Raw genomic sequence first — 13279 nt, 5'->3', positions numbered from 1 at the left:
TGATCTAGGCTAGCCTAGGCGATATTGCCAATTAGCTTACTAAGGACCACGTTTTTTATGTTTAAACTCTCCACTTCTTTAGCCGCCGCTGCCTTTTTCCTAAGTGCGTGCCAACCAGTGCCCAACACGCCAGACACCGTAGATGCAGCGGTACCTGCCGCGATGTCGATGGCAGATCAAGTCGCCGCCGCGGCATGTTCCAATAGCGTTCCAGAGCGCGACGACTGGTTGCGCAACGTTCGCCCCTCTGTTTCTGACGTAGCCGCAGGCTATTCCTCCCGCGGCGTAGACCCCGAACAATCAGGCATATTCAAAGCATACCGCGCCTATATGGCGTCCGGTCAGGACCATGCTGCTGCGGCAGTTGCGTTCGGCGACGATTACCCGACTCATGCGGCATGCTTCTCATAATCGAGCTGTCCAAGGCAGGCCGGAGCTTGCCTTGGACAATCCGGCGCCCATAATGTGGCGCGAAGGGGAACCGCTCTCATGATCTTTGACGAAACCAAATGTACTCTGGGTGAAGGCCCCCTTTGGCACCCGTCGCGCGGGGAGTTGTATTGGTTTGATATCCTGTCAAAACGTCTGCACACCAAGGACCATCACTGGCAATTTACCCGTTACGTTTCGGCCGCTGGTTGGGTGGATGACAACCGCCTGCTGATTGCGGACAGCATTGGACTGCATGTCTTTGATCTGGCAACCAGCACCGGTGATCAGATCGCCGAAATCGAGGTCGACAACCCGATTACCCGTTCAAACGATGGTCGTGCCGATCCGTGGGGCGGGTTCTGGATCGGAACAATGGGTGTTGACGGAGAAGCCAAGGCTGGCGCGATCTATCGCTACTACCGTGGTGAGGTACGCAAACTGTTCGCAGGCATCTCTACCTCCAACGCGATTTGTTTCGTGCCCAATGCCACCCATGCTTATTTCACCGACACGAAGACCCGCAAGATCATGCGCCAAAAGCTGGCAGAAAAAGATGGCTGGCCCGTTGGGGACCCCGAGGTCTGGCTCGACTTTGGCGATACCCCGTGGGGGCCAGACGGGGCGGTGGTTGATATGGATGGAAACTTTTGGAATGCGCAGTGGGGCGCTAATCGGGTGGCTTGTTATGCACCCGACGGCACGCTCACCCAAACAATCTCGTTTCCAGCAAAACAGACCAGTTGCCCTGCCTTTGGTGGCGTCGGGTTCAAGACGCTGTTCTGCACCTCAGCCGGAATAGGACAGTCAGAGCCAGATGACGGTAAAACATTCGCGACCCCCGTTGATGCGGTGGGACAGGCAGAACATCAGGTGATCCTGTAACCTAAGGTTCGCCCCAGCCACCGCCTCCGGGTGTTTCCATCACGAATTGTCCGCCTGCTGGAAGATCAATTTCATCGTTTCCCTTTAGGTCATGCCGCGTGCCGTCAGGCATAACAGCCCAGTTGCGCCCGACCGCACCCGTACCACCACCTGCCCCGCCAAAGGGCGGCACAATACGGTGCGAACACAGCGTCGTCACGGTGACGGGTTCTAGGAACGTCATCACACGGCGCGCACCGTTTCCGCCCACATGAGCACCTGCGCCTCCTGATCCATCCCGCACCTCAAAGCGATCAAGGCGGACAGGAAAGCGTTTTTCCAGCACTTCAGGGTCTGTCATGCGGGTGTTTGTCATATGGCTTTGGACGGCATCACAGCCATTGAAATCGGGGCCTGCGCCTGTGCCGCCTGCGATGGTTTCGTAGTTCTGAAACGTCTCATTGCCCCAAACAAAGTTATTCATTGTGGCCTGTGATCCGGCAATCACCCCAAGCGCCCCGAAAAGCGCATTGCACGTCGCCTGAGACACCTCTGTATTCCCTGCAATGACCGCAGCCGGATAGGTTGGGTTCAGCATCGTGCCCTCGGGCGCGATGATGTTGAGCGGTTTCAAACATCCCTCATTCAGCGGGATCGCAGACCCTACAAGCGTGCGAAACACATACAGGACCACCGCGCGACACACCGCATAGGGCGCGTTGTAGTTGCCAGTATGCTGCGCACTTGTGCCTGTGAAATCCACCGTCGCCGTGCGGTTTGGTTTGTCGACAGTGATCGAAACCTCGATGCTTTGGCCTTCGTCCATCGGGTAGCTAAAGACCCCATCCGAAAGGCTGTCGATCACGCGGCGCACGCTGGCTTCGGCGTTGTCTTGCACATGGCCCATATAAGCGCTGACCACGTCAACGCCGTAACTGGTACAGATACGGTTGAGTTCAGCTTGGCCCGTCGCATTGGCCGCCACTTGCGCCTTTAGATCGGCGATATTTTGATCTGGATTACGGCAGGGATATTTACCCGACGCCAACGTCGTCCGCGCGTCATCCTCAAGGAAACGCCCTTTTGAGACCAGCTTCATGTTGTCGATCAAAACGCCTTCTTCATCGATGTGCTGGCTGTCTGGCGGTGCCGACCCCGGCGTGCGCCCACCGATGTCGGCATGGTGCCCGCGAGAGCCCAGCCAGAACCGTGGTCGGCCGTCGATGAACACAGGCGTCACCACCGTCACGTCAGGTAAGTGAGTACCGCCGTTGTAGGGCGAATTGAGCATGAATGCATCGCCGTCTTGCACGTCCGGCCATCCTTTCATCACCGTTTTGATGCTGTCTGACATCGACCCGAGATGCACAGGCACGTGCGGTGCGTTGGCCACCAAATCACCCGCACTGTCAAAGATCGCGCAGGAAAAATCGAACCGTTCCTTGATGTTCACGGACTGGCTGGTGTTGGCGAGCGTCGCGCCCATTTGATCTGCCACGGACATGAACAGATTGGACATGACCTCAAGCACCACAGGGTCCGCATCGCTGCTCGCGCTGAGGGACCGGGACGTGCTGTCCGTCGTTAGGATCAGATTGCCCAAGGGGTCGACCTCGGCTTGCCAACCGGCTTCGATGACGTTGGTTCCGGTGGGTTCCAGAATAATCGCGGGGCCGTTGATTTTGTCACCGACGCCCATCGTCTCACGGTTATAAAAGGGTCTATCATGGGTCGCGACCGGCTCGGGGTTTTGCGCGGATTTCACACCGAGGTCTGGCAGGTCTGCGCCTTCACCAATCGCTTCGACGCTCAGCATTTCAAACAAGATATCGGCGTTGGGGCTGGTGAAGCCAAACCGCGCGAGATGTGCAGCCTCAAAGGCGGCCCTCATGGCATCAGCCCTATCGAAAACCACCCGCAAGTCCTGCTGGGTTCCGTCATACCGCAAATGCGCCCATGCCATCGTACGCACATCAGAAGCGCCCTGCCCCAAGACAATGTCACGCGCGTCATCGGCCATCTCGGCCAGTTCACCCTCGGCGCGGCCTACGTCCGACAAAGGCGCGTCAAACTGCACTTCGCGCAGTTCCCGCAGCTCAGCCAGACCCATTCCGAATGCCGACAAGACACCTGCGAATGGATGGATCAGCACACGCGACATGCCCAAGGCTTCGGCCACCAAACAAGCATGCTGCCCGCCCGCGCCGCCAAAACACTGCAAGGTGTAATCCGTCACATCATGGCCGCGTTGAACACTGATCTTTTTGATCGCGTTGGCCATGTTATCAACAGCAATCGCGAGGAACCCTTCAGCGATGTCTTCTACAGCAAGTGGTGTGTCAACTGTTTCGCGTGCCACGCTTGCGGCCAGCGATTCAAACTTCGCCCGCACCGTGGCCACGTCCAGTGGTTGGTCCCCATTTGGTCCAAACACCTGAGGGAAATGTTCAGGGTTCAGCTTTCCGAGCAGAACATTGCAATCCGTCACGGTCAGCGGACCGCCGCGCCGATAACATGCTGGGCCAGGGTTCGCGCCTGCACTTTCAGGGCCAACTTGGAACCGCCCGTCCGCAAAACGACAGATCGACCCGCCGCCCGCTGCAACGGTGTGAATATCCATCATCGGCGCACGCATCCGCACGCCTGCGACTTCGGTTTCGAACGAGCGTTCATATTCGCCCGCATAGTGGCTGACGTCGGTCGACGTGCCGCCCATATCAAAGCCGATCAACTTAGGGTGACCGGCGGCCTCGGCAGTTTTGACCATGCCGACAATCCCGCCCGCAGGACCGGACAAAATGGCATCACGCCCTTGGAACCGCGCAGCATCCGTTAGCCCGCCGCTCGATTGCATGAAAAACAGCCTTTCACAGACGCGCCCCACATCCAAAGCACCTGCAACCTGATCAACATAGCGCCGCAGAATCGGCGACAGATAGGCATCCACCACCGTTGTGTCCCCGCGCCCGACCAGTTTGGCGAGCCGCGAGACCTCATGACTGGCGCTGATCTGGGTAAACCCGATTTCGGACGCGATTTGGGCCACGCGAATTTCGTGTTCAGGATTTAGATAGGCGTGCAGAAACGCGACCGCGACTGCCCTCAGGCCAGAATCAAACGCCTGCTGCAACGATGCGCGAACAGCGTCTTCATCTAGCGGCACAAGAACATGGCCCTCAGCGTCCAGCCGTTCGGCAACTTCGGCCACATCAGAATACAGCAATTCTGGGCGCACGATGTCCAACGCAAACAAATCGGGGCGGGTCTGATAGCCGATCTTCAAAAGATCGCGATACCCGTCCGTGATCAACAACAGAACTTTTTCACCTTTGCGTTCAAGCAACGCATTGGTCGCAACCGTCGTGCCCATTTTGACAGCTGCAATCGATCCGAGCGCTGGATCGGATGTTCCGATCAGGTCATGAACCCCTTGAACGGCTGCATCGGCGTATTGTTCGGGGTTTTCTGACAACAGTTTATGTGTGCGCACATCACCGTCTGGGGTGCGCGCCACGATGTCGGTAAACGTGCCGCCACGATCGACCCAAAATTCCCACTGTTTATCTGTCATTTTGCGCCCCTTCGCCTCGTCCGTAGACTTGATCAAGGGCACGAAGAAAGAACAACCCCACAAAAGCAGCAGAATCGGTTTGACAGGACGCTCAAGCGCGACTATCCCGCCCGCTGTGCATGGCGTTATAGCTCAGTTGGTTAGAGCGAACGACTCATAATCGTTAGGTCCCTGGTTCAAATCCAGGTAACGCCACCACACACCCCCTTTTCATAGTATTTTTCTTTGACTCACTGACGTAGTTACCTAGGTTCAGGCTTGGGGGAGATTGATATGCCATTGCTGCAAGATTTTGCTGCTATCGTGGGGGACGAGTATGCGCTGACTGGCGCGGACACCGCCCGCTGGTCCAAAGACTGGACAGGTAAATACTGCGCCGAACCGGGCGTTGTATTGCGCCCTGCGTCTACCATCGAAGTCTCGCGGATTATGGCCCTCGCCAATCAAGAACGACAATCCATCACGCCTGTCAGTGGCCACACGGGGCTGGTAGGCGGGACCTATGCGCCCGGTGGGGTGCTCCTGTCGCTGGACCGCATGAATACGATCCATGAGGTTAACACCACAGCCCGCACCGCAACCGTCGATGCCGGTGTGATTCTGTCATCCCTTCATGATGCAGCAGAGATGCAGGATTTGATTTTCCCGCTCACCTTCGGCGCACGCGGATCCGCGATGATTGGCGGTGTGATGTCGACCAACGCAGGCGGCTCTAACGTGCTGCGCTACGGGAATACCCGCGACCTTGTTTTGGGGCTTGAGGCAGTCTTGGCCGACGGGCGTGTCGTGAACCTGATGTCGTCCCTTCACAAAGACAATTCCGGCCTGAACCTGCGGCAACTGCTGATAGGATCTGAGGGCACATTGGGTGTGATTACGAAAGCCGTTCTAAAGCTGGCCCCAAAGCCGCACAGCTACGCCACAGCCATGGTCGCCTGCCCGACGCTTGAGGACGCACTCACACTCCTGAACCGCACACAAGACGCCACAGGGCGCTCTGTTGAGGCGTTCGAGTACATGCCGCGCAACTACATTGACGTCCACATGGAGCGCATAGACGGCGCGCGTGAACCCTTTGACGCGCCCCATGACATCAACATTATGGTCGAAGTCGCCACCACGACCGATTTTGATGTGAACGAGACCCTGCTCGGCATCATGGCTGACATGATGGAAGACGGGACTGTGCTAGACGCGGTCGTCGCCCAGAATGAGGGTCAGCGCCGCGAAATGTGGGACCGCCGCGAAGCCGCTGCCGAGCTCGCGTTTTGGCGCCAGCCCATTGTGGACACCGACGTCGCGCTGCCGCTTGATCTGGTTCCTGCGTTTTTTGAAAAGGTAGCCGTTCGCATGGCGGCGCTCGATGCGGGTTTTGAGCCAAACTTCGTCGCCCACCTCGGCGACGGCAATGTGCACTACAGCGTCTACCCATCCCGCGATGACGCCGCCCTCAAGGATAAAATCGTTGAAGCCATCGAAGACGTGGTCGAAGAGTTGGGCGGGAGTTTTTCAGCCGAACACGGCGTCGGCCTGTCCAAGCTGAACACAATGCGCCGCCGCAAAGACCCCGTTGCGTTGGATATGATGCGCAAAATCAAAGGGGTCCTCGACCCCAATGGTATTCTCAATCCGGGGAAGATGATTCCGGATTAAAGAGAAGTGATGCACATGTCTGCTTGGAGCCCAAAGTGACATTTTTCTGCACTGCAAACGAACACAGTATTTGGCATGCTCATGTTAGAAATTTGGCACTGAATTAGAACGACCTTTTCATCTTCTTTCCGAATGCAACCAGCTCGAAGAAGTATTCGGCCAAGTATCGCAGCCCACAAATGACGTTGTTTGAGTTTGTCACGTTTTGGAAACTAAGTTATCTGAAAATTGATCAGCAAAAAAGAACACCAACATGAAACGCGTAACCACCATGGCACTAATCGCCGCGACAACTCTTGGTGCTCAGCCAATGGTTGGTGAGGAAGTCATTCGGTTGGTTTCACACAACCCGCCATTTGGCTTTAACGACGAGCTTGAAGAAGCTCTTGAGGCATATCCCAATCTAGCTCTTTCAAAGGAGTGGTACTCTCATTCAGCGGCCAATCTATGGGTGTTTTTTATTGCTGACGGAGGGTCGACGGAGTTAGGCAATCTTCCGCGCTTCGCACAGAAAATTTATGCAGAAGCTGGGTCTCCTAACCCTGCTTTCTTAAAATTTGTTTTCGGGGATGCCCTTCATGGTGACGGTGGCGAAATCACTATAGTTTTCTTCAATGAGAGTTTTTCGGTTAGCGATACCTTTGCCTGCGTTTCCGCCAACTTCGTTGCTCAGATTTTCAAAGACCAAGCCATCAGTAATGCAAATGCAATATTAGAACGCTGCACACTTTAGGTTGAGTTTTCAGGAAACTTAAACAATATCGGTAACGTGGAAGCTATCGGCGACGGCAGCTAAGTCCGCAGAGCGGACTTCACTCAACCCTCAGTAACAGCCTCAAAAAAATCCGGCCCGGCTTGGGCTAACAATTCCTGCGCCAGTGCTTTGCCCATGGCCGCACCATCCGCAATCGCACCGCGCCGCTCACCTGTGAACACCTGACTGCCATCCGGTTTCAAAATCTCGCCGCGCAGCCAGATTTCATCACCTTCAATCAAAGCCAGCCCTGCAATCGGTGTTTCACAAGACCCGTCCAGCGCCCCCAAGAACGCGCGTTCGGCGGCCATCTGCTGACCTGCGGCGACATCGTGGATCGCAGCCAACATATCGCGCGCCCGCAGATCATCAGCGCGCCGCTCAATGCTGATCGTGCCTTGGGCAATCGCGGGCAACATCTCATCAACATCTATGGCGCCCGTCGCATGAACGCCCATGTCCATGCGGTTCAGGCCCGCCATCGCCAAAAATGTCGCGTCAGCCACACCATCGCCTAGTTTTTTCAGACGGGTCTGAACATTGCCGCGAAATTCGACCACTTGCAGATCGGGCCGCTTGGCCAGCAATTGCGCTCGGCGGCGCAAACTAGACGTGCCGACAATAGCACCCTGCGGCAAATCAGCGATCCCTGCGTGTTTGATCGAAACAAAAGCATCTCGCGAATCTTCGCGCGGCAGGAACACATCCAACACCAACCCGTCGGGCTGTTCAACCGGCATGTCCTTGGTCGAATGCACCGCAATATCGATGCGCCCCGCCAACATGGCCTCTTCGATTTCTTTTGTGAACAATCCCTTATTGCCAATCGTCTTGAGCGCGATGTCCGCGTCAATCAACGTCCGGTCATCGCCCGTGGTCTTGATCACGCAGATTTCAAACGCGTCCTCGGGCAGTTCAAACGCCGCCATCAAACGGTTTTTGGTCTCATGAGCTTGAGCAAGCGCAAGCGGTGATCCACGGGTGCCGATTTTCAGCGGCGCGGCGGCAGAGGGCATATCATATTCCATAAAGCACAATTAGCCGCGCCCTTGCGGCCTTACAATCCCTTGACTTGCGCTGCTGCAAACCACAGACCTCATTTCAACTTTAGGAGGCCCAGATGAGCACGCAAAAAACCATACTTCGAGCCCTCGCAGGAGAAACACTGCCAACGCCACCGATTTGGATGATGCGACAGGCTGGTCGTTATCTTCCAGAATACAAAGCAACCCGTGCACAAGCAGGTGACTTCCTGTCCCTGTGCTACAATCCAGAACTCGCCGCCGAAGTGACCCTGCAACCAATCCGCCGTTATGGGTTCGATGCCGCAATCCTTTTCGCGGACATCTTGTTGCTGCCTCAGGCTTTGGGCGCGGATCTATGGTTTGTAACCGGCGAAGGGCCACGGCTGTCGACAATCACCTCCGCCGCTGAACTCAACGCCTTGAAACCGGTCAGCGCGATCCACGACACGCTGTCCCCGATCTATGAAACCGTCAAAATCCTGTCCCGCGAGTTGCCCGAAGAAACCACACTCATCGGGTTTGCAGGCGCACCATGGACAGTCGCGACCTATATGATCGCCGGTAAAGGCACACCGGACCAAGGGCCAGCCCACGCGTTAAAAGATGCGAATAAAGACGTCTTCGAAGCCCTTCTGGATCGCATCACCGAAGGGACAATTGATTATCTGTCCGAACAAATCAAAGCAGGTGCCGAAGTTGTCAAACTCTTCGACAGTTGGGCTGGATCCCTGCAGGGGTCCGACTTCCTGAATTATTCGATCAAACCCATGGCTCGGATCGTCGCCGCGCTTAAGGCGAAACACCCGACCACGCCGATCATCGCCTTCCCGCGTGGTGCAGGGGAAAAATACGTCGGTCTACACGAAGCCATTGGCGCCGATTGCATCGCGCTGGACGATGGTGTGACTGCCCATTGGGCCGCAGAGAAAGTTCAGATCAATGGCTGCGTTCAAGGTAACCTGAAATCATCGCATATGGTCACGGGCGGAGATGATCTGGTCAGCGAAACGCGCCGCATTGTCGACGCGCTTAGCAACGGCCCGCATATCTTCAACCTCGGCCACGGCATCACGCCTGATGCAGACCCTGAGAATGTCCAATTGATGATCGATACCGTACGCGGCAATTAACGGGATGGCGGGCGGGGCGTCTTGAGGCCGAAGGGCTTCAAGAGCGTCGTTCCGTCAGACCCATTTTGCCAAAGGTGGCAGGCTCATCAACACTGCATTCGCATCATGGCCAGTTTCGAGGCCAAACTTTGTGCCACGATCATAAACCAGATTGTATTCCGCATAGAGCCCACGATGCACCAGCTGCGCGTCCTTATCGGCATCGTTCCACTGCGTGCCTTTGCGTTTTTCAACAAGCGGAACATAAGCTGGTAAAAACGCATTGCCCAAATCCTGTGTCAGCTTGAAATCGGCCACCCAGTCACCCGTGCAATGATCATCCATGAAAACGCCGCCAACGCCGCGCGCGCGATGACGGTGGGGGATGTAGAAATATTCATCTGCCCATGCCTTTAGCTTAGGGTAATGCGCCTCTCCGTGTGGGTCGAGCCACGCTTTTTGTGTCGCGTGAAAATGCGCTGTGTCTTCGTCATACTCAAGGCATGGGTTCAAATCAGACCCGCCGCCGAACCACCATGCATGCGGCGTCCAGAACATCCGCGTATTCATATGAACCGCAGGGGCGTGCGGGTTTTGCATATGTGCTACAAGACTGATTCCCGACGCCCAAAACCGTGGATCATCGGCCATGCCTGCCAAACCCTTGCGGGCCATCATGGCAGCCTGCGCGCGTTCGCCCAGAGTTCCATAAACAGTCGAGATATTAACGCCAACCTTTTCGAACACACGCCCACCGCGCATCACTGACATCAAACCGCCGCCAGCATCTTCGCCGCTGTCACCACTGCGTTTGGTCTCGCTTATTTCAAAGCGACCCGCGGGCTGGTCAGACATTGGTCCGGTGACTTGGCTGTCTTCTAAATTTTCAAAGGTCTTTACGATCTCATCACGCAAGGTTCGAAACCACGCAGACGCTTCATTTTTTTCGGTTTCCATGTCACCCAGACCCATGATCCGCACCCTTGTTATTGCTTATCAATGACCACTAGCATTGACTAAACGTGCAGGCCAACACCCTGTCAAACATACGCGACCATTTGGCTGCCAAAGGAAGACCCATGTTACACAAGACCCTTGTTTTAATCCCTCTCATCGCGCTGGCCGCTTGCGGCACACCGCGCGAACGCTGCATCGCGGGTGCGAACCGCCCCGTTGCCTCGCTGGACCAACTCATCGCGACCACGCGCGGCAATATCGAACGCGGCTATGCCTTGGTTGAGGTCGAAGATGTCCGTGTTTTGCGTAGAACCTGCGAAGGCGTACGTGAAGACGGCACAAAATTCCGTTACCGCTGCGACGAAACCGAAACCTTCACCCGTCGTGAACCTGTCACTATCGATATCGCCAACGAGCGCCGCAAACTTGCGCAGTTTATCGAACGCCGCGAAACGGCCGTGCAACAGGCACAGGCAACCACGCAGCAATGTATCGCGGTTCATCCAGAATAAGCGATCTAATGTGCTGGTGCTGTGGCCGGATCAATCAAGGTTCGGCCACCATCCACTGTAATGACCTGACCGGTTACAAAGCTGGACGCATCAGACGCAAGGTATTGCACGGCGTCTGAAACCTCACCCGGGCCCGCGATACGGCCGAGCGGTGTGTTGTCGATAATGTCGCTGCGATACTCTTCATTGTCGCGCAGCTGGTGCTTGAGGCTGGACGACATAACCGACCCGAACGCCACTGCATTCACCCGAATGCGGTGCGGAGCCAAAGCCACGGCCATCGAGCGTGTCATCTGATCAAGAGCCGCCGTCGCGATCGAATACCCCAGAAGATCAGGATTGGCCCGTCGTGCCGCGATTGAACTGAGGTTGATGATAGACCCGACATTTCCGGTCTCTTCTTCGTCTCCGCTTGCTTGCTTGATCATCCGTTTCGAGATCGCTTGCGTCAGGCGCAGGGACGTCATCAGGTTCTGGTTCAGCATCGTTTCGACGTTGTCTTCTTTTGGGTCAAGCGGATCGGATGACACGATCTGACGCGACGCATTCACAAGGATGTCGACCTTTTCAAAGTTATCGATCGTCATGGACAGCAGGTTGTTGATGGAAAGCTTCTTTCGCAGATCACATGCAAACGTTCGATAGCTTTCGGTTTCGGCCTTACCGTCCCCAAGCTCCGCCTCTAGTCGTTCTTCGTCCATATCCGCAAAGATAACATTCGCACCCTTAGACAAAAAATGCCGCCCAATCGCGAGGCCAACACCATTGGCAGCCCCCGTTACGATAGCGGTCTTACCGTCGATTGAAAAAGACATGATGGCTCCTATTCGCCCGCGCAGATGATGCGACGCTAGCGGGAATTATCGGCGAGGGCGAGTCGCACGGAAAGTTTTGAAAGCGCCCGTTCCGTTCAGTTCTTCGACACGCGCAAATTTTGCGTCGAGATCGGCCTCATAAGGGAGGTGGCGGTTGGCGACCATATAAAACACGCCGCGCGGTTTCAGGATACGCGCCGCCGTGGCGATAAAACCACGGCCCAAATCCGGATCGCCAACACGGCCGGCATGAAACGGCGGGTTAGACACAACAACATCGTAAGACCCTTTATGGGTCAGCGCGTCAGCCCAGATCCCGTGGGCGCGCGCATCATTGGTATTGGCAATCGCACAGTTTAGTGCGGTTTGCTCCCCCTCAACCATATCAAGCCGCGTCACACCGTCATGGGCCAGAATCTCGCGAGACAAGTAGCCCCAACCAGCGCCCAAATCGGCCACGTCCCCCTTGAGAGTGTCCAACTGGGGTGCCAACAGCGCGGACCCCGCATCGATCTTGGTCTCGGAAAACACGCCAGCCACAGTTTCGTATCCCGCAGGTGATTTGACAGAAGTGTCCCATTTCGGGGCGTTACCAGCCTCAAACCAAAACAACCGTCCATGGCCCTTGGTCACGACGCCATTGATCGCGCTGGTTTTGCGAATGTCTTTGTAGATCGATTCAACACCGTCAGTCTTTTGGCCATCCACGATTACTGTACCGCCCGCAGTGATGGCCTGCATAACCATTTGCCGCGCGAGCGTCTTTGAGCGGGGAAGAACAACGAGCGTGCCAATGCACCCAGCGCCATCACCAATCATGCCCATAGAGGACCAATACTGATGATCTGCAAAGAACGTCGCCTCAACGGTGACGTTTTGGAGCCCAGCAAGGTCATACCCCATAGGTGGACGTAAGACATGTAACGGCCCGTCCAATGTCAGGCCTTCGCTCAGCGCGGTGAATAATCTTGAATGTTTCATGAGCTAAGAGGGCGCGCGGCCTACTCTCTCTCCATTGTGCACTGCAGGGGGTGTTCGTGACGTGCTGCAAGGTCCATCACAAGGGCCACCTTAGTCTCAGCAATTTCATGGGAAAACACACCAACAACCGCCAACCCTTTTTGGTGAACGGTAAGCATCAGCTCTACGGATTGGTCATGGGTCATGCCGAAATAGCGTTCCAAGACATGCACAACGAACTCCATCGGAGTATAATCATCGTTCAAAATCATCACCTTATATAAAGGTGGGCGTTTTGTTTTTGGGCGCGTTTCAAGTTTAACGCCGATGTCACCATCGTCGTCTTCATTCTTGTCGGCCATCATGATGATGTCTTGCAGCATATCGATTCCCTTGCCGACTCGCCGGCTCAGTGTGATGTCAGCCGCTTAATATAGCCTTCATGGGGCTTATGAAAAGGGGGCGTGCAATGACGTGATCGGTAAACGGTTTTTTTTTGCATCGCGTCGTGCGGGGCAACGTCCCACGCCCCGCGGTCACAACAATATTATCACCTGCCGCATTGTTGCCATATTTCAGCATCTAGGGGGTAATTTTGAAGACGACCGCTAGATATGGTTCCCCAAGCCC

12 protein-coding genes and 1 tRNA gene are annotated in these 13279 nt (G+C 55.8%); 7 read left to right on the top strand and 6 right to left on the bottom strand.

The annotated features are described in order from the left end of the window. Positions 1–57 precede the first annotated feature (57 nt). Positions 58–411 carry a hypothetical protein gene (locus tag KO486_RS13650; protein WP_216037830.1) on the top strand — a complete coding sequence of 118 codons (354 nt, stop codon included), beginning with the start codon at positions 58–60 and terminating at the stop codon, positions 409–411. A gap of 78 nt (positions 412–489) precedes the next feature. Beyond that, positions 490–1314 carry an SMP-30/gluconolactonase/LRE family protein gene (locus KO486_RS13645; RefSeq protein ID WP_216037829.1) on the top strand — a complete coding sequence of 275 codons (825 nt, stop codon included), beginning with the start codon at positions 490–492 and terminating at the stop codon, positions 1312–1314. A 1-nt stretch (position 1315) separates the two neighbouring features. On the opposite strand, the gene KO486_RS13640 is transcribed toward KO486_RS13645, so the two are convergent. Then, entirely contained in the window at positions 1316–4864 is a 3549-nt protein-coding gene (locus KO486_RS13640; protein WP_216037828.1) for a hydantoinase B/oxoprolinase family protein, read from the bottom strand. 121 nt (positions 4865–4985) lie between these two features. On the opposite strand from KO486_RS13640, the gene KO486_RS13635 reads away from it, so the two are divergent. The 3 genes from KO486_RS13635 (at position 4986) to KO486_RS13625 (ending at position 7250) form a co-directional block, all read left to right on the top strand. Then, positions 4986–5062 (top strand) — tRNA-Met (locus KO486_RS13635). Positions 5063–5137: 75 nt separating this feature from the next. Continuing rightward, a complete protein-coding gene (locus tag KO486_RS13630) occupies positions 5138–6517 on the top strand; it encodes an FAD-binding oxidoreductase (RefSeq protein ID WP_216037827.1) in 1380 nt (459 codons plus the stop codon). A gap of 253 nt (positions 6518–6770) precedes the next feature. Next, on the top strand, positions 6771–7250 hold the full coding sequence (locus KO486_RS13625) for a hypothetical protein (protein ID WP_216037826.1): 480 nt from the start codon (positions 6771–6773) through the stop codon (positions 7248–7250). A gap of 83 nt (positions 7251–7333) precedes the next feature. Here the strand turns inward: KO486_RS13625 and hemC are convergent, their stop codons facing one another. After that, positions 7334–8299, bottom strand: a complete 966-nt coding sequence (hemC, locus tag KO486_RS13620; protein WP_216037825.1) for a hydroxymethylbilane synthase — start codon at positions 8297–8299, stop codon at positions 7334–7336. 92 nt (positions 8300–8391) lie between these two features. Between hemC and hemE the strand changes: the two genes are divergently transcribed. Further along, a complete protein-coding gene (gene hemE / locus KO486_RS13615) occupies positions 8392–9426 on the top strand; it encodes a uroporphyrinogen decarboxylase (protein ID WP_216037824.1) in 1035 nt (344 codons plus the stop codon). 54 nt (positions 9427–9480) lie between these two features. On the opposite strand, the gene hemF is transcribed toward hemE, so the two are convergent. Next, positions 9481–10377, bottom strand: coding sequence for an oxygen-dependent coproporphyrinogen oxidase (gene hemF / locus KO486_RS13610; RefSeq protein WP_216037823.1), 897 nt, complete (start codon positions 10375–10377; stop codon positions 9481–9483). 107 nt (positions 10378–10484) lie between these two features. Between hemF and KO486_RS13605 the strand changes: the two genes are divergently transcribed. Continuing rightward, positions 10485–10874, top strand: coding sequence for a hypothetical protein (locus tag KO486_RS13605; protein ID WP_216037822.1), 390 nt, complete (start codon positions 10485–10487; stop codon positions 10872–10874). Between the two features lie 5 nt (positions 10875–10879). Here the strand turns inward: KO486_RS13605 and KO486_RS13600 are convergent, their stop codons facing one another. From KO486_RS13600 to clpS, 3 genes are read right to left on the bottom strand one after another with little or no spacing between them, the layout of a single operon-like run. Further along, positions 10880–11689: an SDR family oxidoreductase gene (locus KO486_RS13600; RefSeq protein ID WP_216037821.1), complete on the bottom strand. Its 810-nt coding sequence runs from the start codon at positions 11687–11689 to the stop codon at positions 10880–10882. Between the two features lie 45 nt (positions 11690–11734). Then, positions 11735–12670 (bottom strand): methyltransferase, encoded by a 936-nt coding sequence (locus KO486_RS13595; protein ID WP_216037820.1) that lies wholly within the window; start codon positions 12668–12670, stop codon positions 11735–11737. Between the two features lie 20 nt (positions 12671–12690). After that, positions 12691–13032 carry an ATP-dependent Clp protease adapter ClpS gene (gene clpS / locus KO486_RS13590; RefSeq protein ID WP_216037819.1) on the bottom strand — a complete coding sequence of 114 codons (342 nt, stop codon included), beginning with the start codon at positions 13030–13032 and terminating at the stop codon, positions 12691–12693. Positions 13033–13279: the final 247 nt, after the last annotated feature.

The sequence above is a fragment of the Octadecabacter sp. B2R22 genome (assembly GCF_018861045.1).
Taxonomy (GTDB): Bacteria; Pseudomonadota; Alphaproteobacteria; order Rhodobacterales; family Rhodobacteraceae; genus Octadecabacter.
Note: the sequence above shows the minus strand (reverse complement) of the source record. Positions and strands in the feature narration are given on the sequence as shown.

Excerpts from the sequence above, each read along its gene's own strand:
- KO486_RS13650 (WP_216037830.1), top strand. The coding sequence starts at position 58 with ATGTTTAAACTCTCCACTTCTTTAGCCGCCGCTGCCTTTTTCCTAAGT.
- KO486_RS13645 (WP_216037829.1), top strand. The coding sequence starts at position 490 with ATGATCTTTGACGAAACCAAATGTACTCTGGGTGAAGGCCCCCTTTGG.
- KO486_RS13640 (WP_216037828.1), bottom strand. The coding sequence starts at position 4,864 with ATGACAGATAAACAGTGGGAATTTTGGGTCGATCGTGGCGGCACGTTT.
- KO486_RS13630 (WP_216037827.1), top strand. The coding sequence starts at position 5,138 with ATGCCATTGCTGCAAGATTTTGCTGCTATCGTGGGGGACGAGTATGCG.
- KO486_RS13625 (WP_216037826.1), top strand. The coding sequence starts at position 6,771 with ATGAAACGCGTAACCACCATGGCACTAATCGCCGCGACAACTCTTGGT.
- hemC (WP_216037825.1), bottom strand. The coding sequence starts at position 8,299 with ATGGAATATGATATGCCCTCTGCCGCCGCGCCGCTGAAAATCGGCACC.
- hemE (WP_216037824.1), top strand. The coding sequence starts at position 8,392 with ATGAGCACGCAAAAAACCATACTTCGAGCCCTCGCAGGAGAAACACTG.
- hemF (WP_216037823.1), bottom strand. The coding sequence starts at position 10,377 with ATGGGTCTGGGTGACATGGAAACCGAAAAAAATGAAGCGTCTGCGTGG.
- KO486_RS13605 (WP_216037822.1), top strand. The coding sequence starts at position 10,485 with ATGTTACACAAGACCCTTGTTTTAATCCCTCTCATCGCGCTGGCCGCT.
- KO486_RS13600 (WP_216037821.1), bottom strand. The coding sequence starts at position 11,689 with ATGTCTTTTTCAATCGACGGTAAGACCGCTATCGTAACGGGGGCTGCC.
- KO486_RS13595 (WP_216037820.1), bottom strand. The coding sequence starts at position 12,670 with ATGAAACATTCAAGATTATTCACCGCGCTGAGCGAAGGCCTGACATTG.
- clpS (WP_216037819.1), bottom strand. The coding sequence starts at position 13,032 with ATGCTGCAAGACATCATCATGATGGCCGACAAGAATGAAGACGACGAT.